Genomic DNA, 24,321 nt, shown 5'->3' on the forward strand with positions numbered 1-24,321 from the left:
GCGACGAGTGCACCGTCAGTCTCGGATCGTCGCACCGAAGAGCTCACCGGCACGTTCAGCACCGGCCAGCTTCGCCTCGGATGCTTCCGCTGCAGTCAGTGTGCGATCGGAAGCCCGGAAGCGCAACGCGAACGTGAGGCTCTTCTGCTCGTCGTCGACGCCGGATCCACGATAGTCATCGACAAGGCGAATGTCCTCGAGTAGACCCCCGGCACCGGTACGCACAGCCTCGCGCACGTCAGCCGCCGCGACGTACGACGAAACGACAAGCGACAGGTCCTGCGTTGCCGCGGGTTGCGTGAGGATGGTGTGAGTCGGAACGACCTCTGGCGCGGCATCGAGCACAGCATCCAGATTCAGCTCCGCCACGGCAACAACTCGCGGAAGGTCGTGCTCGGCGGCAATGTCCGGGAGCAGTTCGCCGGCGAAGCCGATCGGCACGTCACCGATGCGCAACTCAGCGGTGCGTCCCGGGTGCAGAGCCTTGTGGGCGCCCTGCACCACGTCGATGTGCACGCCGACGGCGAGCCCGATCTGCGCAACCCGCGCGAGAACGTCGGCCACACCAACGGCAACGGGCTGCTGCCCTGGTTGCTTCGCTATGGCATTTCCCAGCTCGAGAACAGCAACGTACCGCGGCTGCGGCGGAATGCCGTCATCGAGCGCCGCGAGAGCCCCTTCTGACGGACGCTCCGTTCCCGAGGGAAGCGTGGCGGAGCCATATTGCACTCCCGGTGACGGACGGAAGACGACGCCGATCTCACTGAGCGACTGGTCCGTGAGTCCGCGCGACAGATTGCGGTGCGCAATCTCAAGAAGCCCCGGAAGCAGCGACGTGCGCAATTGGGCGCGGCCGGCGTCCATTGCGTTAGCGAGGGTGATCGCCGGGGTTGGTTCGTCAATTGCACTGCCGAACAGGGCATTCGAATCGGCTGTGACGAACGGGTAGGCCAGCACTTCGGTGCTGCCAGCAGATGCCAGAGCGCCAGCAACGGCACGCCGAGCCGCCTGTGCTGGCGTCAGCCCATGTCCGGGAGGAGCAACCGGTAGCACACTCGGAATGCGGTCATAGCCGACAATCCGAGCAATCTCCTCGACAAGGTCGGCCTTGCCCGTAAGATCAGGACGCCACGTCGGTGGCGTCACGAGAAGACCATTCTCGGCATTTTCCAGAGTACAGCCGATCTCCGTGAGCGCGCCGCGTTCTTCAGCATCCGTGTAGTTAACGCCAATCAGGGATGCTGCGAAGCCGGTCGGAAGCGATATTGGCGTGGCCGCCACCGTCGTGTCGATCCACGATCCCTCCGAGGACGCACTGCCACCGGCGAGCTTCACCATCAGCTCGACAACGCGGTCTGCGGCTGCCGCAGCGACGTGCGGATCCACTCCCCGCTCGAATCTCTTCGATGCCTCGCTCGGCAGCTTGTGCCGTCTGGCCGTTCGGGCGATCGACACCGGGTCGAAATTCGCCGCTTCGATGAGCACGTTGCTCGTTGACGTATTCATCTCCGTCGAGTCGCCGCCCATCACACCGGCCAGCCCGATCGGGCCGCTCTCGTCGGTGATCAGAAGATCTTCGTTCTGAAGCGCGCGCTCGACATTGTCGAGCGTCGTCAACGTCTCGCCCGCATGGGCCCGGCGCACCACAATGCCGCCGGTGAGCGCATCACGGTCGTAGCCGTGGATCGGCTGCCCGAGTTCGAGCATCACGTAGTTGGTGATGTCGACAAGAATCGACAGCGACCGGATGCCGGCAAGGCGCAGACGTGCCGCCATCCACGGAGGAGTGGGCGCTTCCGCGTCAACGCCGGTGACCACTCGGGTCACGAAGACGGAACAGCCGACTTTGCCTCTGATGGGTGCCAGGTCGTCGACCCGAACATCAACGCCGGTCAGACTCGTCGGCACGTCACGTGCAGCCGGGTCGCTGAAGCGGGCACCTGTTGAATGCGCGTACTCACGGGCAACTCCGCGCATCGAGAACGCATAGCCGCGGTCGGGCGTGACATTGATCTCGATGGCGGTGTCATCGAGGCCCAGCAGGGTGAGAGCATCCGTTCCGATCTCGGGGTCGAGACCAAGCGTTTTCAACGTCAGGATGCCGTCGTGATCATCGCCAATGCCAAGCTCGCGTGCCGAGGCGATCATTCCGTCTGAGACGTGCCCGTATGTTTTTCGAGCGGCGATGGGGAACGGCCCCGGCAGCACGGAGCCCGGAAGCGTGACGACGACCTTGTCACCCGGCTCGAAGTTGTGAGCGCCGCAGACGATTCCGTGAACGGCCTCCCCACCATCAGCTGCCACTGTTCCCTCGGGGGCAACGCGCACCTGGCACCAGCGAATCACCTTGCCGTTCTTCTGCGGCTCGTCGACGAACTCCAGCACTTGGCCGACCACGATGGGTCCGCTCAGCTCGACACGGTGGATGTCTTCCTCTTCAAGGCCTACCTTGACGAGGGCCTCCTGGACGCTCTCCGGCGTCGCTCGGGTTGGAAGCTCTACATATTCGGCGAGCCAGCTCAGTGGTACGCGCATTCCTACACCACCATTCCGAACTGCTGGGAGAACCTGATGTCTCCCTCGACGATTTCACGCATGTCATGGATGTCGTTGCGGAACATGAGCGTGCGCTCGATTCCCATACCGAATGCGAACCCGCTGTACTCTTCGGGATCGATGCCCGCTGCGCGAAGCACATTGGAATTCACCATGCCACAGCCGCCCCACTCGATCCATCGGGCGCCGCCCGTGAAGGTCGGGTGCCACAGGTCAAGCTCGGCGCTTGGCTCGGTGAATGGGAAATAGCTCGGCCGCAATCGAATCTGAGCGTCGGGACCGAACATGGTGCGCGCGAAATGCTCGAGCGTTCCGCGCAGGTGTGCCATGGTCAGGCCCTTGTCAACGGCAAGGCCCTCGAATTGACTGAAGACAGGAGTATGCGTTGCATCGATCTCGTCCGTGCGATACGTGCGGCCCGGAGCGAGAACGTACACGGGCAGCTCCCGGTCGAGCAATGAGCGCACCTGCACGGGCGAGGTATGCGTGCGCAGCACGAGGTGCGACGCTGCGGGGTCGACGAAGAAGGTGTCTTGCATGGCTCGCGCTGGGTGGTCCGCGTCGAAATTGAGCGCATCGAAGTTGTACCACTCGCTTTCGACTTCGGGACCCTCCGCGATCTCCCATCCCATACCGACGAAGATGTCAGACACACGATCTTGGAGCATGGTGAGCGGATGCCTCGATCCCGGCGTGTAGCGAGATGCGAGTGCGGTGACATCTACCGCCTCTGCTTTCAGCTGCGCCGCCTTCTCGATGACGGCGATCTCTTCCTGCCGGGTCGCGAATTGAGCGTTGACGCGCCCTCGAGCTTGGCCTACGAGCTTGCCGAGCTCCGCTTTGCTCTCTTTGGGAACGTTACGAAGCTCGCCGTTGAGTTTGGCAAGAGCGGAGGACTCGCCCGTGTGCTCAGAGCGGACATTCTTCAGGTCAGCCGAGGTCTCTGCCGATTCGATGGCGGCGAGTGCCGCCGTGACCGCAGATGCGACTGCTTCTTCTGTGATGGGGGTAGCGTCAGACACGATTCCCAAGTCTACCGGCAGGGAACGCCGTTTCTTTCTTCGCCTCGATTAGCCGTTGGCCTGCGTCGCGATTGCCTTGGTTTCCGCTGCGCCGAAATTTTCTTGCGTTGTGGGATCGGTCGGCAGTTTCTTGCTGTGTCGCGAACGCAACTCAACCCACTTGGCAAGGCCGGCAAGCAACAGACACAGACCGATGTAGATCGAGCCGAAGATGATTGTCGAGGGGATGATGGGGCTGTCGTACGTGACTTGGCTCCCGTAGAACTTCGCGAGATACAGCAGTTCCTGGAAGGTGATGATGAAACCAAGAGCTGTATCTTTCAGCACGACGACGAGCTGCGAGATGATCACGGGCATCATCGCCCGAATCGCCTGCGGATACATGATGATCGTCATCACTGCGGTCTTGCGCATGCCGATCGCATAGCCTGCCTCGGACTGCCCTCCCGGAAGCGATTCAATGCCCGATCTGAAGACTTCGGCAAGCACCGATCCGTTGTAGAGGATCAGACCGGTGACGACGGCGATGTACGGCGTGATGAAGTCAAAGCCGAGCGGTGGAAGACCGTAGTACATGATCAGCATAAGGATCAGCACGGGAATCGCACGGAAAATCTCGGTGAACACCGTGACTGGCCAACGGATCCAGGCGTGCGCCGACACCCGACCGACCGAGAGGATGAACCCGAGCACAAGGCTCCCGATTGCAGCGACGGCAAATGCCGAAAGAGTCGTCAGTGTCGCACCGCCGATCGCGCGCCACACCGCGGTATACCGGAAAAGCTCCCACTTCTCGGCGGTGAACTGACCGGAGATGATGAAGCGATAGACAATGAATCCGAGAATGCCAAGCACAATCAGCGCCGTGATGACGGCGAGAACTCGGTTTCGCATTCGAGCACGTGGGCCCGGGGCGTCGTAGAGCACGGTGCTCATCGTGCCACCTTCCATCGTTTCTCGAGTCGTCGTTGAATGTAAGCGAGAATCATGACCAGCACGATGAAGAAGAAGGCCACCCACAGCAGAACAACCATCGCCGGCTCACCTCGCTCCGACGCATATGCCCGAATCGCGCCTGCTTCGTGCACGGCGAAGCCTGCGGCCACCGTCGTGTTCTTCAAGAGGGCGATTAATACGCTCATGAACGGTGGAATCACTGCCCGGAACGCCTGAGGCATGATGACGCGAGTCATCGTAGGTACGAACGAAAGTCCGATCGCACGTGCCGCCTCCGCTTGCCCGAGAGGGACCGTATTGAACCCGGAGCGAAGCACCTCAGCAATATATGTCGCTGTGTAGAGACTCAGCGCGATGATGGCGAGCCACGTGTATGAGAACTCCGGCAATTCAAGTTTGGGGTACCCGAAGGCAAAGAAGAAGAAAATCAGAGTCAGAGGCGTATTGCGCACGAAGTTTACGTAGGCAGTACCGACTCCGCGCATCACCGGGACCGGCGACACTCTCATCATGCCAACGATAAGTCCCAGAATCGTCGCGAAGACCGCCGACCAGGCGAACAGTACAAGCGTGGTTCGGAACCCCACGACAAAGAGGTCGAGGTTGTTCAGCAAGACGTCCACGTGGATCCCTCTGCTCGGTGTGTGTGTGACAGATGACCGGGCCGGGTGGCGATGCCGCCCGGCCCCTCATCGGTTTAGTAGTCGTCGACCGACGGCTGTTCCGCCTTGACGCCCGCTGCGCCAAGCGTTGCATCGTAGATGCCCTGCCAGACGTCTGATCCGTCAGTCAGCACCTGGTTGAGGTAATGACGCAGAGCGTCATCGCCCTTGGGCAGGCCGATTCCGTAGTTCTCCGTCGTGAAGGGCTCTCCCACAACCTTGAGAGCATCCGGATCCTGGGCCGCATAGCCGAGGAGGATCAGCTGGTCCGTCGTCACGACATCCACCGAACCATCCTTCAGCGCGTCGATGCACTGCGAGTACACGTCGAATTCAACTGGCGTCGCGTCCGGGTAGTTATCGCGAATGTTCTGAATCGGCGTCGAACCCGTTGCCGAGCACACCTTGGTACCCGCGAGGTCGTCTTCAGTCTTGATGTCGTCGTTGTCCTTCAACACCAGAAGACCCTGTCCGGTGATGAAGTACGGGCCGGCGAAGTCGATCATTTCCTTGCGCTTGTCCGTGATCGAATAGGTGCCGACATAGAGATCAATGTCGCCGTTCACGAGCGCCTGCTCACGGTTCGCGCTCGGGATCGCCTCGAATGTGATCTGCTTCTCAGTGAAGCCGAGGGATGCGGCCATCCAACGGGCGATATCGATGTCGAATCCGCTGCGCTCACCGCTGACGGCATCCTTGTATCCGAGCCCTGGCTGATCTTCCTTGACGCCGATCTTGATCTCGCCAGCCTTCTTGGCTGCATCGTACGTTGGGCTGCCTTCCAGCTCCACGTTCTCGTTCACTTCCCAAAGCGACGATGTGTCTTCGTCGCCTCCGCCGCCTGGCGCGCCCGGCTCCTCGCCCGCACAGCCAGAGAGCACCAGCGCCGCTGCCGCTGCGACGGCGAAGAGCGTCATTCCTTTACGCATCTGCTTTCCTTTCATCTCGGAGCGAATGCTCCTTGCGTTCTTCTGCCCGCTCAGTGGGTGAGCAATTTGGACAGGAAGTCCTTGGCCCGGTCAGTTTTCGGATTCGTGAAGAACTCTTCGGGCTCCGCCTCTTCGACGATCTCGCCATCTGCCATGAACACGACGCGGTCTGCCGCTTTTCGGGCGAAACCCATCTCATGCGTGACGACGACCATCGTCATCCCCTCGCTTGCCAACTGAACCATGACATCGAGAACCTCAGTGATCATCTCGGGGTCGAGCGCACTCGTGGGCTCATCGAAAAGCATCACCTTTGGTTTCATCGCCAGGGCACGTGCGATGGCTACACGCTGCTGCTGCCCGCCGGAGAGCTGGGCGGGCATCTTCTCTGCCTGAACCGCTACACCCACACGTTCAAGTAGCACCTTGGCAGCCTTCTCCGCCTCGGCGCGCTTCTGTCCGCGCACTCGCGTCGGACCGAGCGTGACGTTCTCAAGAATCGTCTTGTGGGCGAACAGGTTGAATGATTGGAATACCATTCCGACATCGGCCCGCAGAGCCGCAAGCGATTTGCCTTCTTCAGGGAGTTTCTTCCCATCGATGCGAATTTCACCCCCATTGATCACCTCGAGTCGGTTGATCGTGCGGCACAACGTCGATTTTCCGGAACCGCTCGGACCGATCACGACGACAACTTCACCCTTGTTCACAGTGAGGTTGATGTCCTTCAGCGCGTGAAAATCGCCGTAGTACTTCTCAACGTGGTCGACGACGACAAGCGGTTCCCCTGTGGCAGCCATTATCGGATTGCTTGTCGTCTCGAAAGCCGTGGAGTCGCGATCTTTCGCCGTCCCCGCCTGGTCGTTGGATTCCATACGGTTTACGCTATGCGACCCATCCCCTATTCGCGGGTGCGGAATCCTGCCCGTTACGGATTCGTAACTTAACGACCCGGGCTCTTATCGGATGCTGCCTGCGCGAACGCTGATTCATAGAGGCACACGGACGCCGCCGTTGCGAGGTTCATCGATTCGGCCTTGCCATAAATGGGGACGCAGACGGCACCATCGGCGAGCTGAAGATCCTCGTCGGTGAGTCCTCTCGCTTCGTTGCCGAAGAGCCACGCGGTCGGCTGCGTGAGCGCTCCGCTCTCACGATAGTCGAGGAGGTCTCTCCCCTTGACGTCCGCTGCGAGAAGAGTGAGTCCGGCTGTGCGCAACTGCTTCAGCACTGTGGCGAGTTCCAGCCCGACAGAGAATGGAACGTGGAAGAGCGAGCCTGTGGTCGAGCGGACCACTTTGGCGTTGAATGGATCGACCGTACGTCCCGTCAGCACGACCGCGTCTGCTCCAGCCGCATCAGCGGCTCTGATGATGGTTCCGAGATTCCCAGGGTCACGTACTTCCTCCAGAACCGCGACAAGGCGTGGTGCTCCCGCGATGATGCCCCTCAACGACGTGGGGTGCTGGCGGCACACAGCAGCAATGCCCTGCGGGGTGACCGTGTCTGTCATGGCATCAAGCACGTCTTCGGTGACGAATTCCGCATCGAGGTTCGACTCACGCGCGGCAACGATGATCTCGCTGTGTTTCTGCGCTGCGGTCGGCGTGACATAGAGCTCTTCGACGAGTTCCGGACGCCAGGCGAGAGCTTCCGAGACAGCCTGCGGTCCTTCCAGGAGAAACAGTCCGGTCTCTTGGCGTGTTTGACGCCGTGAGAGTTTTGCTACCGCCTTAACACGACCCGAGCGTGGATTTTCGATCACCCCCTCAGTCTACGGGGCGGTTAACCGACGATGGCGGGCACCCGAGGGGAGCCCGCCATCGTGAACGAAATGGTGAGTGCTACGCAGCCTCATCCGACTTCGGAGCGGATGTGTCGGCGGGAAGCGCCTTCTTCGCAGCGTCAACAAGCGCGGTGAATGCGGAGGGCTCATTCACGGCGAGTTCAGCGAGCATGCGACGATCGACCTCGACACCGGCAAGGCCGAGACCCTGGATGAAGCGGTTGTACGTGAGGCCATTCGCGCGCGACGCCGCGTTGATTCGCTGAATCCAGAGTCGACGGAAGTCGTTCTTGCGCTTGCGCCGATCACCATACGAGTAGACGAACGAGTGGGTGACCTGCTCCTTCGCCTTACGGTAAAGGCGTGAACGCTGTCCGCGGTATCCCTCAGCGCGCTCAAGGATGACCCGACGCTTTTTGTGGGCGTTGACGGCCCTCTTTACTCTTGCCATTTCTCTATCTTCCTAACGGGTCTTCGGCTCAGCGTCCGAGAAGCTTCTTGGCCATCTTTGTGTCGGCCGACGCCATCACCTGATCCTGGTTCAGGCGACGCTTGCGCTTCGATGCCTTCACCTCAAGGTTGTGGCGCATACCAGCCTGCTGCTTCATGATCTTGCCGCTTCCGGTTACCTTGAAGCGCTTCTTGGCCCCTGAGTGGGTCTTCTGCTTAGGCATTCTTTTCCTCCTGCTTAGCCGCTTTCTTGGCAGCACGTTGTGCGTTGGCCTCAGCCTTCGCCTCTGACTTGTTCTTCAGAGGTCCGATGACCATGACCATATTTCTACCGTCGATCTTCGGGTTGGACTCTACGGTTCCAAACTCCGCAACATCGTCGGCAAATTTCTGGAGCAAGCGAACGCCCATCTCTGGTCGGGACTGCTCACGGCCGCGGAACAAGATCATTGCTTTGACCTTGTCGCCGCCCTTGAGGAAGCCCTCAGCGCGCTTACGCTTTGTTTCGTAATCGTGGGCATCGATCTTGAGTCGGAACCGCACCTCTTTGAGCACGGTGTTCGCCTGGTTGCGCCGAGCCTCCTTGGCCTTCTGCGCAGCCTCGTACTTGAACTTGCCGTAGTCCATAATCTTCGCCACGGGGGGCTTCGAATTGGGGGCGACCTCAACGAGATCGAGGTCAGCCTCCTGAGCAAGGCGAAGCGCGACGTCGAGCTTGACGACGCCTACCTGCTCGCCGCTTGGGCCAACGAGTCTAACCTCCGGAACCCGGATACGGTCATTGGTACGGGGATCGCTGATGCGGAACTCCTCTGATCTGATTTGCCTTGTCTCTGTGCCGGCGGATACCGGTACATGACGAGAGAGGAGTCACATGTGCACGACAGCGTCTTGCACCGCACCCTATCTACCGAGACGCTGCGCGACCCGGCGGAGTGCAACAACCCGGTAACCTTGATAGCGGTCAAGCGCGGGTGGGAGTTTCTCCACTTTCGCCTTGGGATACATCCCATGGACTGCAATAGCCTACCAGAGGAAAAGTGTGAACACGACCGACAACGAAGAGAACCGCGTTAACGATTTCGACGAAGCGTTGAATGAGGTGACACGGGACATCGCCGAGGTTGGCGCCGTCGAGGTGATCACAACGACAGCCGTTCATCTGATGAGCGCAGCCGCCGTCAAATGTGGGTTGGCTGATGACGCCGATTCGCAGACAGACCTTGACGAAGCGCGCAAGCTCATTAATGCTCTTGCCGGCTTGATCACGGCGGGCGCCCCTGAGATTAGCGATATGCACGCCCGCAGCCTCCGCGACGGCCTTCGCACGTTGCAGCTTGCCTTCCGCGAGGCCTCGTCTATTCCGGATGCTCCTGGAGCTGGCCCAGGCGAGAAATGGACTGGCCCTGTGGCCTAATCCGCCCGTCCGGTTGCGATCGCGACCTTCAGCGAATCAACGCGATCTGCGATCACGCTGTCTGCGGCCCACTGCGAGCTCAACGTCGACACCACGCTGTCAAGGTCTTGCCGAGTCAACCCCGGCACCAATGAGATTGTCACGATCGTCTCGGCTGCGATCAGTCGAGCGGTCGGGTCCCCCGCTTTCACACTAATGGCGGTTATGCGCGGATCGGCACTCGTCGATCTTTCGAACGCCGCAATCACCTCAGGGTCTGCGAAGCTTGGAATCCAACTCTGAGACTGCGCGACGCTCCAGAGCGCCGGGCGACGAATGACAAACTCGGTGTCCGTCGTCGGATCGAGAACGACGAGATCGGTGCGCTCTTCCGCCGCGGCGAGAGCGACGCGAACTCCTTCAGAGGGCACGGGACGCGCCTCAGGGTTCCAGGAGCGCATTGCGTCTACCGACGAGAACACGGGCATCACATTACGGCCGTCTGGACCACCGACCGTGATGATCGACAGCTCTTGAGTCTTGTCGACCACGAGCCCGTCATCGGTTAGTCCGTGTTCACCCGCCCGAGCAACGAGGGGAATGAGGAGACGGCTGACAGCGAATTCAGCGACCACTCGGCGTCCGTCATCGTCGCCGCGCTGAAATGCCTCGATTGCCTGTATCAGCCCGACCGGCGCCGAACCATCGTCAGCCGCTCGCTCATTCGGGCGAAAGCTGCGCCCTTCCCAAGGCTGACCTGCGGAATCTGCCTTGTCAGTCGGATGCGACATCCAGCGCCTCTGCCAGTGTGAAGGCGCCAGCGTACAGCGCCTTTCCGACAATCGCTCCCTCCAGACCGAGCGATACAAGCTCTCGGAGCGCGGCGATATCGTCGAGGTTTGAAATGCCTCCCGACGCGACGACCGGACGCTCCGTGTGATTCAGCACGTCGGTGAGCAACTCGATATTCGGGCCCTTCAACGTGCCATCCTTCGTCACGTCGGTGACGACATAACGTGCGCATCCGGCTTCTTCAAGCCTCTCGAGCACGTGCCATAAGTCGCCCCCGTCCCGCGTCCATCCTCGTGCGGCGAGTGTGGTTCCTCTCACGTCGAGACCGACGGCAATCGCCTCGCCGTACTGACCGATGACATTCGCAGCCCACTCGGGATTCTCGAGGGCAGCCGTACCGAGGTTGATTCTCTTCGCACCGCTGGCCAAGGCCGCGTCAAGAGTGTCATCGTCCCGGATTCCTCCGGACAGCTCGACGTTCACACCGCGCACGCTCTTGATCACACGTCTAATCACAGAGGCGTTGTTACCACGGCCAAACGCCGCGTCGAGGTCGACAAGGTGAATCCACTCGGCACCGGCATCAACCCAGGCCTCGGCGGCGTCAACGGGGTCGCCGTAGTTCGTCTCGCTCCCGGCCTCGCCTTGAGTGAGCCGCACAGCTTTGCCGTCGGCAACGTCAACAGCCGGCAGCAACTCGAGCGCCGGTGCCTGATTGAACTCGCGCATTTCCATCCTTTGTAGAGCGTTGCGTGTGCCGGTTTGACACGAGAACCCTATGTTAGTGATCAGTCAGGGAGTCTACCCAATTCGACAGCAGACGGATGCCGGGCTCCCCCGATTTTTCTGGGTGAAATTGAGTGGCCCAGAGCGGGCCGTTTTCGACCGCCGCGACAAATCGTTCGCCGTGTTGCGACCAGGTCACCTGCGGAGCGGCAAAAGGGCCCGTTCGATCGAGCGGCCACGAACGCGCGGCGTTGGAATGCACGAAATAGAATCTCTCAGACTCAACGCCAGCAAAGAGCACAGACTCGGCCGGGGCATCCACGGTGTTCCACCCCATGTGTGGCAGCACAGGTGCGACAAGTTTCTCGATGACGCCGGGCCATTGCGCAAGGCCTTCTGAATCAAAGCCGCGTTCCACGCCAGATTCGAACATCACCTGCATTCCGACGCAGATGCCCATCACGGGACGTCCGCCGGCAAGCCGCCGGTCGATGACCTCGTCGGCACCGGACGAGCGCAGCTGATCAACAACGGCGCTGAATGCTCCGACTCCGGGCACGAGAAGCCCATCCGCATCACATGCCTCGCGTTTGCTTCCCGTGAGTCGAACATCGGCGCCCGCGGCTTCAAGAGCCTTCACGGCCGAATGGACGTTTCCCGAACCATAGTCGAAGACCACGACGCGGGGTGCGCTCACAGCGCTCCCTTGGTCGAGGGGATCCCCGACACCAGTGGATCCACCGATTTAGCCTGCCGGAATGCGCGAGCGAATGCCTTGAACTCCGCCTCAGCAATGTGATGCGGGTCTCGGCCGCCCTTCACCTCAACGTGAACAGTCAGGGCCGCGTTGAGCGCAATCGCCTCGAAAACGTGTCGGACCATCGAACCCGTGAAGTGTCCGCCAATCAGGTGAAACTCAAATCCTTCCGGTTCTCCGGTGTGCACCAGATACGGGCGACCCGAGATATCCACGACCGCCTGCGCAAGCGCTTCGTCCAGAGGAACCAGCGCGTCACCGTAACGAGAGATCCCTTCCTTTGTGCCGAGAGCCTCTCTGATGGCCAGGCCGAGCGCGATGCCGATGTCTTCGACCGTGTGGTGAACATCGATGTGGGTATCGCCCGTTGCGCTCACGGTGAGATCAATGAGCGAATGTTTGGCGAATGCTGTCAGCAGGTGATCGAAGAAGGGCACGGACGTCGAGACGTCGCTGGTGCCCGAACCATCCAAATCGATGTGCAGATCGATGGACGACTCGCTAGTTTCGCGTTGAATTCGTGCGACACGTGAAGAAGTCATACTCATGATCGTAGTGCGGCCATCGCGTCGAGGAACGCCGTCGTCTCGGTTTCTGTTCCGGCGGTCACGCGCATGTGCCCGTCAATGCCGACGTCTCTAATGAGGATGCCGCGATCGAACAGCCGACGGAACGTCGCGTGGGTATCGTCGACACCGCCGAAAAACACGAAGTTGCTCCCCGACCTGTAGGGCCGATAACCAAGCGCGGCAAGCTGCCGCGAAATGCGGTTACGCTGCGTTCTGATGTCGTCGACTACGGCAAGCATCGCATCCGAGTGTCTCAATGCGGCGCGTGCGGCAGCTTGGGTCAAAGCCGAAAGGTGATAGGGAAGCCGCACGAGCCGCAGCGCATCAGCAATCGCCGGATCAGCGGCAAGATAGCCGACTCGTGCGCCGGCAAAGGCGAAAGCCTTGCTCATTGTGCGTGAGACGATTAGTCGCGACCGACCGGGGAGTAGTTCAAGCGCGCTCGGCGTACCGGGATCAGAAAACTCCGCATACGCCTCATCGACGATCACAATGCCTGGTGATGCTTCGTAGGCAGCACGAACCGTGTCGAGAGTGAGCGGCGTGCCCGTCGGATTGTTCGGAGAACAGAGCACAACGATGTCGGGCGATTCTTCCCCGATTACTCGCGATACGTAGTCTGCTGACAGCTCGAAGTCGTCCTGCCGATTGCGTCCAATCCACCGCGTGCTCGTTCCCGTGGCCAGCAGCGGGTACATCGAATACGTCGGAGTGAACCCGAGAAATGTTCGTCCCGGCCCACCAAAAGCCAGAAGGATCTGTTGCAGCACCTCGTTGGAGCCGTTTGCTGCCCAGATATTCTCTTCCCGTAGCCCGTGGCCAAGATACGCTGCGAAGTCCCGACGCAGTTCGCTGAACTCACGATCCGGATAGCGGTTCAGTCCCATGATCGAGGCCGCGACGGATCCCACGATATCGTGGGCGACGACCTCGGGAATTCCATGTGTGTTCTCGTTGACGTTCAGAGCAACGGGAACTGGTGCCTGGGGGGCGCCGTACGGAGATCGTCCGCGCAGGTCATCGCGAAGGGGGAGATCATCAAGTGTGGTCACCCCTCCATCGTATGGGGTTACCGAACCGCTTCTTCGTACTGTGACGGGATCGCGATTCTCTCCCCTGCGGCCACAGACGAGGTATCGAGCTGGTTGAGATCGACGATCTCAGCAACGACCTCACGCGGATCATGATCGGGCGCAATACGTTCGGCCAACATCCACAGCGATTCCCCGGTCGACACGGTCACGTATTCGAATGTCTCCGTCGATGAGGTGTCGGCTGCGACCGCAGAGCTGGCGTGCACGGCTCCGAAGGCGATGCCGAAAACCAGGGGAATCGAGGCGATTCCCGTAAGAACCGCGCGCCCTCGAGCGGTGAGACGAAGCCGAGGGGCTGCGTTGGTCTGCTGGGTGGTCATCGTTCTGCTCCTTCGTTGACGAGTTCGTTTCGGCCCTCAGGCCGGTGGGGGCCGAAACGAACTTGTGTTCCGAACCTATCTTCGACTGTTCGAACTGTCAAGCATCTTTTTCGGTTGTCGTCGAAGAACTTTTACGACACACTCGAATAGATGTTTGCCTCGACCCGCCGAAGCGGATACAGTTTCGAACACAAGGAACACATCACCACGAGCCACTGACATTGGGGCTCGTGAGGAGACAGGAGCAGAGCGATGGCACAGGAATCGACGAAGAAGACGCGCACCCGTCGCCGCAAGAACCTGAGCGACAAACAACGGGCGATTCTCGAGTTCATCCAACGCACTGTTTCGCAGAACGGCTATCCGCCGAGCATGCGAGAAATCGGTGACGCCGTGGGGCTCGCCTCTCTCTCGAGCGTCACGCATCAGCTGAACCAGCTCGAGTTGAGCGGCTACCTGCGTCGTGACCCGAATCGCCCGCGCGCCCTTGAGGTGCTCATCGACCTTCCTCAAACCGCCGACGTCGGCGAGACCTCACGGCCCGTCGGAGACGCCACCATGGTTCCGCTCGTCGGCAATATCGCCGCAGGCGTCCCGATCACTGCCGAGCAGCAGGTCGAGGAGGTATTTCCGCTACCCCGTCAGCTCGTCGGCAAGGGCGAGCTGTTCATGCTTCACGTAAAGGGCGAGTCAATGATCGACGCGGCTATCTGCGACGGCGACTGGGTTGTCGTGCGCCAGCAGGCCACCGCGGAGAACGGGGACATTGTGGCTGCGATGCTCGACGAAGAGGCCACGGTGAAAGTCTTTCGCCAGCGCGACGGCCACACCTGGCTACTCCCTCGCAACACGGCATACGAGCCGATTCTCGGCGATCACGCAGAGATCCTCGGCAAGGTAGTCGCCGTTCTGCGTTCTATCTGAGAATCAGGTACTGACGGCAAATTCGGTAACCTGAGCGGCGATTTCTTCCGAAACTGACGCCTCAACATATGTGCCGTCGTCGCGGTAGTCAATGTTCGTGACCTCGCCGCGACGGTGAAGCATCGAAATGATGTCTCCGCGGTCGTAGGGCACGAGCAGTGCTACGTCAACGGGTGGATGCGGCAGCATCCTCTCGATCTCCTTGAGAAGCTCTGCGATTCCATCGCCTGTTCGAGCGGACGCAAACACAGCGTTGGGAGCGAGGCCCCTCAGCAGTAGCCGCTGGTCGTCGTCGATCAGGTCTGCCTTGTTGAAGACGATGATCTCGGGAATGTCCCTTGCGCCCACGTCTCCGATCACGTCGTGGACCGTGGTTATCTGTGATGCCGGATCCGGGTGTGCTGCGTCGACGACGTGAACAACGAGATCCGCATACGACACCTCTTCGAGTGTTGATCGGAAGGCCTCGACGAGTTGGTGCGGAAGGTTCCGGACGAACCCGACAGTGTCGGAGAACGTGAACTCCCGACCGTCTTCCGTACGAGTGCGCCTTGTCGTCGAGTCCAATGTGGCGAAGAGTGCATTTTCCACCAGCACGCCTGCCTGCGTTACTCGGTTGAGAAGGCTCGACTTACCGGCGTTCGTGTAGCCGACGATAGCGACTGACGGTACGGCAAATCGTGAGCGATTGGCCCGTTTCGCCTCTCTCGCTGGTGCAAACGCCTTGATCTGCTTGCGGAGCCTCGCCATACGTGTGTGAATGCGACGCCGATCGAGCTCGATCTTTGTCTCTCCCGGTCCTCGAGAACCCATCCCCGCGCCGGCACCACCAACCTGGCCGCCCGCCTGACGACTCATCGACTCACCCCAGCCGCGCAGTCGGGGGAGCAAGTATTCCAACTGCGCGAGCTCGACTTGTGCTTTACCCTCCCGGCTCTGAGCGTGCTGACTGAAGATGTCGAGAATGACTGCGGTCCTGTCGATCACCTTCACCTTGACGACATCTTCAAGCGCACGTCGCTGACTCGGAGCAAGTTCGGTATCGGCGATCACCGTGTCGGCATTCAGCGTGCGGACGATATCCCGCAGCTCTTCCGCCTTTCCCCGCCCGAGGTACGTGCTCGGATCGGGATGGGGACGTCGTTGCAGCAGGCCATCGAGTACAACGGCTCCGGCCGTCTCGGCCAAGGCCGAGAGTTCGCGAAGAGAGTTCTCAGCCTCATCGACAGACCCCTGAGGGTACACACCGATCAACACCACATTCTCTAGTCGCAGCTGCCGGTACTCGACCTCTGTGACGTCGTCGAGCTCGGTGGAGAGTCCTCCGACACGGCGAAGGGCACGGCGTTCTTCACGCTCCAGCTGCTCGCCGTCCGAGTTCGAGTCCGTCGCATCGCCATGCAGCGCCTGAGCTCGCCCGAACACGGAAAAGGCGCGCGCTTCTCCGCTCGCGAGGATGCGGTCAAGAACGCCGTCGTCAGTGTCGTGATTCTCTGTATCAGCCATTGCCCTTAACACTAGTGTCGGGAGCCTGCGATAGCGTACCTAACTATGACCGGCGATCATTATTTTTCGGGCACGCCTGAGAGCGAGCTCACCATCAAGAGCATCACCGTCGAACTGGCGGGTGCTCAGCACAGCCTTACGTCGGCGAATGGCATCTTCAGCCCCGACCGCATCGATCTCGGAACCCGTGTCCTTCTGAGCAATACACCTCCTCCCCCCGCGTGCGGGCACCTGCTTGATCTCGGCTGCGGTTGGGGGCCGATAGCGTTGACCCTTGGCCTGCTCTCCCCTGACGCCACTGTGTGGGCGGTAGACGTGAACGAGCGCGCACTAGACCGTGTTCGCAGCAATGCGAAGACATTAGGACTCACGGGTGTGCGCGCCGTCCTGCCGCAGGAGATTCCCGATGAGGTACGGTTTCGCGCCATCTGGTCGAATCCGCCGATTCGTGTGGGCAAGAACGAACTTCACAACATGCTGCAGCACTGGATTCCGCGCCTTGTGCCCGGCTCAGACGGGCATTTTGTCGTGCAGAGAAACCTGGGTTCTGACAGCTTGCAACGATGGCTTCGCGACGAGCTGAACGACGAGTTCAGCGTGTCTCGTGCGGCATCCAGCAAAGGCTATCGCGTACTGCGAACCCGTCGCCACACGGGTTCAACCGAACCGATCGACGTAGTGGAGTAGTTCGCTCAGGCCAACTCGATCGTTCCCGTGTAAACAAGCTCTGCGGCGCCGGATAGACCGACGTGCTCGCCGTCTTCCGCAGCGAACATGCGAACTCCGAGTGTGCCGCCAGGAACGTCGACCCGCCAATTGTTCGGCGCGTTTGAGCCGGCCCAGTGTCGTGTTGCGAGGGCAGACGCCGCGACGCCAGTTCCGCAGGACAGTGTCTCACCCACGCCCCGTTCGTGCACGCGCATACTGATGCGACCGATGCCGTCCTTGACCAACGGGTCTCGCGGCACGACAAGCTCGACGTTCGCTCCGAGTTCTGGTACCGGCTCCACCTGGGGAACATAGGTGAGATCCGCGTCAGCCAGTTCGTCGAGATCGGCGAGTGCCACCACGATATGAGGATTTCCGACGTTGATGCCCTGGCCAGGGCGAGCGACCTTCAATTGCTTGACTCGCACGAGCGGATCGCCATCTTCCAGCATCCACCGGCCGAGATCAACGTGGAATCCGTCGGCCGAGCGCTGAACGTCGCGAACGCCGGCTCGGGTCCCGATGGCCACAGTCTCTCCGACCTCCAGAGTCAGGAGTCCATTCGCGATCAGGTACCGTGCGAACACCCTGATTCCGTTTCCGCACATCTCCGCAGGAGTTCCGTCTGCATTGAGGTAGTCCATGAACCATTCAGCGCTGGAGTCTTCGGCGATCGCCGCCTCGCCATCGGGAAGGGCCACGGAACGCACGGCTCTGATGACGCCATCGGCGCCGATACCAGTATGCCGATCGCAGAGAGCACGAATCTGCTCGGGAGCGAGCGGGTATTCTCCCGCCGGATCCGAGTAGAGGATGAAGTCATTACCCGTGCCGTGGCCTTTGGTGAACTGGAGGGTCATCGCCATGCCACAAGTCTAGAGGCCGGTCCGGCATCCGCTGACAACGCGGGTTGCATCGTCAAGGAGCGACGCCGAGTCGGCATCGAGCCACGTCACATGCTGGTAACGCTTGAACCAGCTGACTTGACGTCGCGCGAAGCGGCGTGTGAGCTGCTGGGTGAGTGAGATCGCATCGTCTGCGCTGAGCTCTCCGGCGATCTGAGAGGCCGCCTGCGCGTAGCCGATCGCTCGGCCAGCCGTTGTCGAACGTTCCAGTCCGTTCTGCAGAAGGCTTCGCACCTCGTCGACGAGGCCGTTGTTCCACATTGTGATGACTCGTGTGTCCAAGCGGGAGACGAGCTTCTCTCGTGGCGTGTTCAGGCCGAGCAGGATGCTGGGAAACACCGCTTCCGGATCATCCGGGAGCACGCCGCGTGACGGGTCACCGGTGAGCTCAGCAACTTCGAGAGCGCGAACAATTCGACGTGCGTTTGTCGCCCCAATCCGTCGCGCCACGGATTCATCGAGCGCAAAGAGTCGTTGTGCAAGAGCCCCGATGCCTTCTGAAGCGAGCTCACGCTCGAGACGGCTGCGAACGAGAGCATCGGTTCCGGGAAAGTCGAACGGATAGATCACGCTGGACACGTATAGCCCCGAACCACCAACAAGGATCGGAACGATGCCGCGGTCCCTCAGCCCCACAATGATGCTTCGTGTCTCGCGTTGATATGCGGCGACCGATGCATCTTCGGTGATGTCAAGTACATCGAGCATGTGGTGCGGGATGCCGCGACGCTCGCCTACCGCCACCTTCGCTGTACCGATATCCATGCCCCGATACAGCTGCATTGCGTCGGCGTTAATGATCTCAGCGGGTTGCCCACGGTGCGCGAGCGCCTCAGCCACGTCGAGCGACAGATCGGACTTACCTGTTCCTGTCGCGCCGACGATGACGATGACCGGTGGGGAGTTCAGCGCTGACCATCCGCAGGGTCGTAAATCGGCGTCGTCGCTGCACGCAACGACGGCATGCCGAGTGATACTGACCCGGCAGGCCGGCTTCCCGTTGCCGGAACACCGCACGATTCCGCCTGGTCACGGTCCCATGCGTCACCGGCGCGCGTGCGCCGAATACGCAATGAAGCACCGTCTGCGGAATCCGCGAGCAAATGAAACGGCGCAGCGTTCGTCACTGTGACGGTCACCATGTCGCCTGGGCGCGGAAGCTCGCTGCCGTCTGGCACCTGGAAATGCACGAGACGCGAGTCACGGGCGCGTCCGGTGAGTCGATGCGTCGCGGCGTCCTTCTTTCCTTCTCCGACGGCGACAAGCAACTCCACCTCAGTTCCGATCAACGATCGGTTCTCTTCGAGGCTGATGCGCTCTTGCAGAGCGAGCAGCCGCTCGTAACGCTCTTGAACAACAGCTTTGGGAACCTGGTTGTCCATGGTGGCGGCGGGAGTCCCTGGACGTACCGAGTATTGGAACGTGAACGCCGTCGCGAAGCGAGACTCTTCAACGACGCGCAGCGTGTCGGCGAAGTCTTCTTCTGTCTCACCGGGGAAGCCGACGATAATGTCGGTCGAGATCGCCGCGTGTGGAATTCTCTCTCGAACCCGCTCGAGGATTCCAAGAAACTTCTTGCTTCGGTATGAGCGACGCATTGACTTGAGAATGCGGTCAGAGCCGGACTGGAGAGGCATGTGAAGCTGCGGCATGACGTTTGGGGTCTCGGCCATCGCGTCGATCACGTCATCCGTAAAAGCGGCAGGGTGCGGGCTCGTGAAACGGATGCGCTCAAGTCCCTCAATCTGTCCGGCCGCGCGAAGAAGTTTGCTGAACGCCTGTCGGTCTCCGAACTCGACTCCGTAGGAATTGACGTTCTGACCGAGCAGCGTCACTTCAACGGCACCGTCATCGACCAAAGTCTGAATCTCAGACAGAATCTGGCCCGGCCGACGATCTTTTTCCTTGCCCCTGAGCGACGGCACAATGCAGAACGTGCAGGTGTTATTGCAGCCAACGGAGATTGATACCCATCCTGAATAACTCGAGTCGCGCTTCGCCGGAAGCGTCGAGGGGAAGGTCTCCAGTGCGTCGAGAATCTCGATCTGCGCCTCGTGATTATGACGAGCTCGCTCAAGAAGTCGTGGAAGTGCCCCCATGTTGTGTGTGCCGAATACAACGTCGACCCATGGCGCCTTCTCGAGTATGACGTTCTTATCCTTCTGTGCGAGGCATCCGCCGACGGCAATCTGCATGCCTTCGTGGCGGCGCTTGACGGAAGCTAGATGTCCAAGGTTGCCATAAAGCTTGTTGTCTGCGTTTTCACGCACCGCACAGGTATTGATCACGACAATGTCGGGAGCTGTGCCATCTGCCTTCTGGTAGCCAGCAGCCTGGAGCGACCCGCTGAGGCGTTCCGAATCGTGCACGTTCATCTGACAGCCGAAAGTTCGAACTTCGTAGGTACGCGGACTTCCATCGGCGCGGAATGCGGCGTCGGAGCGCTGGATCTCGGTCGGGCGTTCGGTCAAGGTGCTCATGATGCCCCTAGTTTACGTCCGTCGTCCTGCGGGCGCAGAATCACTGTCGATCGAGACCACGGCTACTTACAGGAACCGTACGTTGCTGCGGCGCTCTGCCCGCGCGGAAGCCACTGCCTCGCGCACAATTGACCCTGAGTAGCCACGACGGGCAAGGTATCCGGTTAAGCGCCTGTCAAACGTCGCATCATCGAGCGAGTGAAGCTGGGCGCCTCGTTTGAGAGCCAGTTCGATCGCCTGTGTCTGCTCACGGTCATCGGAGATGTCATCGAGTGCAGCGTCCACGACTTCTCGGCTGATCCCCCGCGCCGACATCTCACGCGCGACGATCGCTCTGCTCTTCCCCCGCGATTCGGAGAGACGGTGAACCATCTCTTCCGCGACGCGCGCGTCGTCGACGTAGCCCAGGTCACGCATGCGCTCGAGAACGGCGTTCGCCTGTGCGTCGTCGCCGCCCTTCTCCCGTACGCGCTGACCGACTTCTTTCTCTGTCAGGCCGCGTCGCCCCAGTGCTCTGACGACAGCAGCCTCCAGTTCGTCCTGTGTGGGCGCTTCGGTCTCGGGGCTGATGTTGCTCACGGGCTCCTCACGTCCGGTGTCGCGCCGGTGACGGGAAAGATCCGTCACCGGCGCCACTCCACTGCGGTCGTCCGCTGTTGGTCGGAACGTCACCACCAGGATCAGGCCCCTCGACGTGCCGCAAGCTCGTCGGAGTCTTCAGCGTCAGAAGCATCGAGTCCGAGCTTGCTCCGGATGCGCGCCTCGATCTCCGCGGCAATATCGGGATTGTTCCGCAGGAACGTGCGGGCATTCTCCTTGCCCTGCCCTAGTTGGTCACCCTCGTAGGTGTACCACGCACCGGATTTCTTGACGATCTGATGCTCGACACCGAAGTCAATCAGGCTGCCTTCCTCGAGATTCCGGTTCCATAGAGGATGTCGAATTCTGCCTGCTTGAACGGCGGTGCCATCTTGTTCTTGACAACTTTGACTCGCGTGCGATTGCCGACGGCGTCGCCGCCGTCTTTGAGTGTCTCAATACGACGAATGTCCAGGCGAACCGATGCGTAGAACTTCAGAGCTTTACCACCGGCAGTGGTCTCTGGGCTACCGAAGAAGACGCCGATCTTCTCGCGCAGCTGGTTGATGAAGATCATTGTCGTTCCGGTCTGGTTGAGGCCACCGGTGAGCTTTCTGAGAGCCTGCGACATCAGTCGCGCCTGCAGCCCGACGTGAGAGTCGCCCATTTCGCCTTCGATCTCGGCCCGCGGAACAAGCGCGGCAACAGAGTCGATCACCACGAGGTCGATTGCGCCGGAGCGCACAAGCATGTCGGCAATCTCGAGAGCCTGCTCACCGGTGTCGGGCTGCGAGACGAGAAGCGCGTCAATGTCGACCCCGAGCTTCTGCGCGTAGTCAGGATCGAGCGCATGTTCTGCATCGACGAACGCGGCGATTCCGCCGGCCGCCTGGGCGTTCGCGATCGCGTGCAGAGTCAGTGTTGTCTTACCGCTGGACTCTGGACCGTAGATCTCAACGATGCGCCCCCGCGGGAGCCCACCGACACCCAAAGCGACGTCAAGCGCGACCGACCCTGTGGGAATCACCGACACGGGTGCACGCTCATCGCTTCCCAGACGCATCACTGAGCCTTTTCCGAATTGACGATCGATTTGCGCGAGAGCTGTTTCCAGTGACTTCTCACGATCTGCTGAAGCTGCCATGTTCTGCGTCTCCTTCATTCTGGGTTCGGTGCGCCTATAGGCTGTCGCGCCCGGATTAAACCGGTGCTCCGACAAGGCTGGAGCGACGGCCGCTGATGGAAATGACTGTACGGGCGGCCTCCGACATTCATGCGGCAGACCGGACGCGCAGTGGATAACTCATCTGCGGCGGCTCTTGTGGAGAGCGTAACACCGTTCGAAGCTGTGTTCGAGGATCAGGTGACGGCGTGTCGAACTAATCGCGCGGGCTCGGGAGTCCGACGCCACTGCGCCGCGCGATCGGAACGTCAGTAGCGTCACACAGCGCCGCCCACACGTCGCGAGGACGTTCACCGTCTTCGAGAGCCTGATGCGCGGTGCGGCCTCCCAGAGAGGCAAGCACGAGGTCACGAACGACGACACGGCCGTAAGCATCGCCGTATTCCGTCGCGACTGCGTAGTTGAACTCGCTCAGTTTCACGATTCTCCCTGTACCGAGAAAAGGCGCCCCCGATTCACACGGGAACGCCCACTCTCATATTCTTCGTGTCAGCGCGTCACCAGGTCGGCATCCAACTCGGCGACAAGCGCATCGGGAATGGTGTCGGGGATCGGGTCGATGCCCTCGATGACGGCCAATCGGTCCCCCACTTCCCGCATAACCACCGAAATCGGTGTCTCGAGCGCCTCGGCAACCGATGCGAGAATCTCGCTCGACGCCTCTTTCTGGCCCCGCTCCACCTCGCTCAAGTAACCAAGGGCGACGCTTGCCTTACTCGCCACCTGCCGGAGCGTGTGCCCCTTCTGCAGACGGAAGTCACGAAGAACGTCTCCGATTTCCTGTCGAACAAGAACCATGAGACCCTCCCTTTCTGCTCGTCATCTCGACGGCGGCTCCGCTGCTGGATCGATAACACTACTACATACCAGCTTACTGATTGCCGTTCGTTTTACGCCTGATGTTTCCATGTGAGTCTGCGATGTATAACCGGGTGCATCCGCTCACTATTCCCGCGATGTTCCCGTGTGAAGCACAATCTCGACAACAAGGTCGATGGCAGCGGCCACCGAGGCTGCTCTCACCCCATCGCGGTCTCCGCTGAGGCTCAACGCCCGCACGGCGTTACCGTGGTCGCTGTCGACGGCGATGTACACGGTGCCAGGGGGATGACCACCGTCCGCGTCGGGCCCGGCAACCCCTGTTGTCGAAACCCCGATGTCGGCCCGCACACCGTCAATCGCCACCGCATCACGCACTCCAGCTGCCATCGCCGCAGCAACCTGCGAATGCACCGCGCCCTGGGCCTCGAGAAGTTCAGCGTCGACGCGCAGAACACGTGCTTTCAGCGGGGTGGCGTAGGCGACGATTCCGCCAAGCACGACAGCCGACGCCCCGGCCGGCCTGATCAGTTCGGCGCACAGCGCACCTCCCGTGAGGGACTCCGCAACCCCAACGGTCGTTCCGCTCTCAGTGAGAGTCCGAATGAGCATCTCCGTACGGTCCGTCACGAACGACGCGCCTTCGCCGCCGTGATGATGTAGTCAATGCCGCTGGCGAGGGTGAGGACCACGGCAATCCACATGAGCGCGCCGTTCACCCAGAAGATCCAGTCGCCAACAACGGTCCAGAGAGGAACCAGTGCGAACGAAATGGCAATTCCCTGAAATACCGTCTTGAGTTTGCCCATCCAAGCAGCCGCGACCACTGCCTCGTGCCGAATGACCATGCGGTGCACCGTGATGCCGACCTCGCGCACGAGAACAATACCGGTCACCCACCAGGGAAGCTCCGCCAAAATGGACAACCCGATGAGGGCTGCTCCGGTAAGAATCTTGTCTGCAATGGGGTCGAGCAGTTTTCCGAGATCGGTGACAAGCCCCCGTGATCGCGCAATGTGCCCGTCGATCCCGTCTGTGGCAATGCCCACGACGAAGAGGATGCCGGCGATCCAGCGCATTGCGGCATCCGCTCCCCCATCGATCAGCAGCAGGGCGACGAATACGGGGGCGAACAGGATGCGAATGATCGTTATCGCATTCGGGAGATTCCACGGGCTGGGAGATGGTGAGGTCACAAGTC

At 60.8% G+C, this 24,321-nt stretch carries 28 protein-coding genes and 1 pseudogene; 3 read left to right on the forward strand and 26 right to left on the reverse strand.

Features of this window, described 5'->3' with window-relative positions; translation table 11 throughout:
- Nucleotides 1-15: 15 nt before the first annotated feature.
- The 10 genes from pheT to infC form a co-directional block, all read right to left on the reverse strand.
- The gene (gene pheT, locus HCR76_RS09565) at nt 16-2,535 is read right to left on the reverse strand and encodes a phenylalanine--tRNA ligase subunit beta (RefSeq protein ID WP_166992928.1); all 2,520 of its coding nucleotides are present in this window, start codon (nt 2,533-2,535) and stop codon (nt 16-18) included.
- Between the two features lie 2 nt (nt 2,536-2,537).
- On the reverse strand, nt 2,538-3,578 hold the full coding sequence (gene pheS / locus HCR76_RS09570; protein WP_166992925.1) for a phenylalanine--tRNA ligase subunit alpha: 1,041 nt from the start codon (nt 3,576-3,578) through the stop codon (nt 2,538-2,540).
- Nucleotides 3,579-3,626: 48 nt separating this feature from the next.
- A complete protein-coding gene (locus tag HCR76_RS09575) occupies nt 3,627-4,514 on the reverse strand; it encodes an amino acid ABC transporter permease (protein WP_166992922.1) in 888 nt (295 codons plus the stop codon).
- Nucleotides 4,511-5,158, reverse strand: a complete 648-nt coding sequence (locus HCR76_RS09580; protein WP_166992919.1) for an amino acid ABC transporter permease — start codon at nt 5,156-5,158, stop codon at nt 4,511-4,513. Before HCR76_RS09580 ends, HCR76_RS09575 begins: the two co-directional genes overlap by 4 nt.
- A gap of 74 nt (nt 5,159-5,232) precedes the next feature.
- Complete coding sequence (locus HCR76_RS09585; protein WP_198248203.1) at nt 5,233-6,126, reverse strand: glutamate ABC transporter substrate-binding protein; 894 nt, start codon at nt 6,124-6,126, stop codon at nt 5,233-5,235.
- 50 nt (nt 6,127-6,176) lie between these two features.
- On the reverse strand, nt 6,177-6,926 hold the full coding sequence (locus HCR76_RS09590) for an amino acid ABC transporter ATP-binding protein (protein ID WP_166992990.1): 750 nt from the start codon (nt 6,924-6,926) through the stop codon (nt 6,177-6,179).
- Between the two features lie 143 nt (nt 6,927-7,069).
- On the reverse strand, nt 7,070-7,891 hold the full coding sequence (locus tag HCR76_RS09595; protein ID WP_166992913.1) for a TrmH family RNA methyltransferase: 822 nt from the start codon (nt 7,889-7,891) through the stop codon (nt 7,070-7,072).
- Nucleotides 7,892-7,970: 79 nt separating this feature from the next.
- Nucleotides 7,971-8,363 (reverse strand): 50S ribosomal protein L20, encoded by a 393-nt coding sequence (rplT, locus tag HCR76_RS09600; RefSeq protein ID WP_166992910.1) that lies wholly within the window; start codon nt 8,361-8,363, stop codon nt 7,971-7,973.
- 28 nt (nt 8,364-8,391) lie between these two features.
- The gene (gene rpmI / locus HCR76_RS09605) at nt 8,392-8,586 is read right to left on the reverse strand and encodes a 50S ribosomal protein L35 (RefSeq protein WP_166992907.1); all 195 of its coding nucleotides are present in this window, start codon (nt 8,584-8,586) and stop codon (nt 8,392-8,394) included.
- Nucleotides 8,579-9,163 carry a translation initiation factor IF-3 gene (gene infC, locus HCR76_RS09610; protein ID WP_166982101.1) on the reverse strand — a complete coding sequence of 195 codons (585 nt, stop codon included), beginning with the start codon at nt 9,161-9,163 and terminating at the stop codon, nt 8,579-8,581. The genes rpmI and infC overlap by 8 nt, the downstream gene beginning before the upstream one ends.
- A gap of 292 nt (nt 9,164-9,455) precedes the next feature.
- Here infC and HCR76_RS09615 point away from each other — a divergent pair, with 292 nt between their 5' ends.
- A complete protein-coding gene (locus HCR76_RS09615) occupies nt 9,456-9,779 on the forward strand; it encodes a DUF1844 domain-containing protein (RefSeq protein ID WP_235934339.1) in 324 nt (107 codons plus the stop codon).
- Here the strand turns inward: HCR76_RS09615 and HCR76_RS09620 are convergent.
- Genes HCR76_RS09620 through HCR76_RS09645 form a run of 6 tightly spaced genes read right to left on the reverse strand, consistent with a single transcriptional unit; the run spans nt 9,776 to nt 14,016 of the window.
- Nucleotides 9,776-10,549, reverse strand: a complete 774-nt coding sequence (locus HCR76_RS09620; RefSeq protein WP_166992901.1) for an SseB family protein — start codon at nt 10,547-10,549, stop codon at nt 9,776-9,778. The genes HCR76_RS09615 and HCR76_RS09620 overlap by 4 nt on opposite strands.
- Nucleotides 10,533-11,279 carry a bifunctional 1-(5-phosphoribosyl)-5-((5-phosphoribosylamino)methylideneamino)imidazole-4-carboxamide isomerase/phosphoribosylanthranilate isomerase PriA gene (priA, locus tag HCR76_RS09625; protein ID WP_166992898.1) on the reverse strand — a complete coding sequence of 249 codons (747 nt, stop codon included), beginning with the start codon at nt 11,277-11,279 and terminating at the stop codon, nt 10,533-10,535. Before priA ends, HCR76_RS09620 begins: the two co-directional genes overlap by 17 nt.
- Nucleotides 11,280-11,331: 52 nt before the next feature.
- Nucleotides 11,332-11,973: an imidazole glycerol phosphate synthase subunit HisH gene (hisH, locus tag HCR76_RS09630; protein ID WP_166992895.1), complete on the reverse strand. Its 642-nt coding sequence runs from the start codon at nt 11,971-11,973 to the stop codon at nt 11,332-11,334.
- Nucleotides 11,970-12,575, reverse strand: coding sequence for an imidazoleglycerol-phosphate dehydratase HisB (gene hisB, locus HCR76_RS09635; RefSeq protein WP_166992892.1), 606 nt, complete (start codon nt 12,573-12,575; stop codon nt 11,970-11,972). Before hisB ends, hisH begins: the two co-directional genes overlap by 4 nt.
- A 2-nt stretch (nt 12,576-12,577) precedes the next feature.
- A complete protein-coding gene (locus tag HCR76_RS09640) occupies nt 12,578-13,654 on the reverse strand; it encodes a histidinol-phosphate transaminase (RefSeq protein ID WP_166992889.1) in 1,077 nt (358 codons plus the stop codon).
- A 17-nt stretch (nt 13,655-13,671) separates the two neighbouring features.
- Nucleotides 13,672-14,016 carry a LysM peptidoglycan-binding domain-containing protein gene (locus HCR76_RS09645; RefSeq protein ID WP_166992886.1) on the reverse strand — a complete coding sequence of 115 codons (345 nt, stop codon included), beginning with the start codon at nt 14,014-14,016 and terminating at the stop codon, nt 13,672-13,674.
- A gap of 252 nt (nt 14,017-14,268) precedes the next feature.
- On the opposite strand from HCR76_RS09645, the gene lexA reads away from it, so the two are divergent.
- On the forward strand, nt 14,269-14,940 hold the full coding sequence (lexA, locus tag HCR76_RS09650) for a transcriptional repressor LexA (protein ID WP_166992883.1): 672 nt from the start codon (nt 14,269-14,271) through the stop codon (nt 14,938-14,940).
- A gap of 3 nt (nt 14,941-14,943) precedes the next feature.
- Here lexA and hflX read toward each other — a convergent pair whose 3' ends face one another.
- Nucleotides 14,944-16,446 carry a GTPase HflX gene (hflX, locus tag HCR76_RS09655; protein ID WP_166992880.1) on the reverse strand — a complete coding sequence of 501 codons (1,503 nt, stop codon included), beginning with the start codon at nt 16,444-16,446 and terminating at the stop codon, nt 14,944-14,946.
- 45 nt (nt 16,447-16,491) lie between these two features.
- Here hflX and HCR76_RS09660 point away from each other — a divergent pair, with 45 nt between their 5' ends.
- Complete coding sequence (locus tag HCR76_RS09660; protein WP_166992877.1) at nt 16,492-17,133, forward strand: class I SAM-dependent methyltransferase; 642 nt, start codon at nt 16,492-16,494, stop codon at nt 17,131-17,133.
- A gap of 5 nt (nt 17,134-17,138) precedes the next feature.
- On the opposite strand, the gene dapF is transcribed toward HCR76_RS09660, so the two are convergent.
- From dapF to pgsA, 9 genes and pseudogenes are all read right to left on the reverse strand, one after another.
- Nucleotides 17,139-18,014, reverse strand: coding sequence for a diaminopimelate epimerase (gene dapF / locus HCR76_RS09665; protein ID WP_166992987.1), 876 nt, complete (start codon nt 18,012-18,014; stop codon nt 17,139-17,141).
- A 15-nt stretch (nt 18,015-18,029) separates the two neighbouring features.
- Complete coding sequence (gene miaA, locus HCR76_RS09670) at nt 18,030-18,968, reverse strand: tRNA (adenosine(37)-N6)-dimethylallyltransferase MiaA (protein ID WP_166992984.1); 939 nt, start codon at nt 18,966-18,968, stop codon at nt 18,030-18,032.
- Complete coding sequence (gene miaB / locus HCR76_RS09675; protein ID WP_166992874.1) at nt 18,965-20,539, reverse strand: tRNA (N6-isopentenyl adenosine(37)-C2)-methylthiotransferase MiaB; 1,575 nt, start codon at nt 20,537-20,539, stop codon at nt 18,965-18,967. The genes miaA and miaB overlap by 4 nt, the downstream gene beginning before the upstream one ends.
- A 66-nt stretch (nt 20,540-20,605) precedes the next feature.
- On the reverse strand, nt 20,606-21,118 hold the full coding sequence (locus HCR76_RS09680; protein WP_166992871.1) for a regulatory protein RecX: 513 nt from the start codon (nt 21,116-21,118) through the stop codon (nt 20,606-20,608).
- Between the two features lie 101 nt (nt 21,119-21,219).
- Nucleotides 21,220-22,262: pseudogene (gene recA, locus HCR76_RS09685) on the reverse strand (recombinase RecA).
- A 235-nt stretch (nt 22,263-22,497) separates the two neighbouring features.
- Complete coding sequence (locus HCR76_RS09690; RefSeq protein WP_166992865.1) at nt 22,498-22,722, reverse strand: DUF3046 domain-containing protein; 225 nt, start codon at nt 22,720-22,722, stop codon at nt 22,498-22,500.
- Nucleotides 22,723-22,790: 68 nt separating this feature from the next.
- Nucleotides 22,791-23,099, reverse strand: coding sequence for a helix-turn-helix domain-containing protein (locus HCR76_RS09695; RefSeq protein ID WP_166981573.1), 309 nt, complete (start codon nt 23,097-23,099; stop codon nt 22,791-22,793).
- 147 nt (nt 23,100-23,246) lie between these two features.
- Nucleotides 23,247-23,750, reverse strand: coding sequence for a CinA family protein (locus HCR76_RS09700; protein ID WP_244971368.1), 504 nt, complete (start codon nt 23,748-23,750; stop codon nt 23,247-23,249).
- A complete protein-coding gene (gene pgsA, locus HCR76_RS09705) occupies nt 23,747-24,316 on the reverse strand; it encodes a CDP-diacylglycerol--glycerol-3-phosphate 3-phosphatidyltransferase (RefSeq protein WP_166992862.1) in 570 nt (189 codons plus the stop codon). Before pgsA ends, HCR76_RS09700 begins: the two co-directional genes overlap by 4 nt.
- Nucleotides 24,317-24,321: the final 5 nt, after the last annotated feature.

Source organism: Paramicrobacterium chengjingii (assembly GCF_011751765.2).
Taxonomy (GTDB): domain Bacteria; phylum Actinomycetota; class Actinomycetes; order Actinomycetales; family Microbacteriaceae; genus Paramicrobacterium; species Paramicrobacterium chengjingii.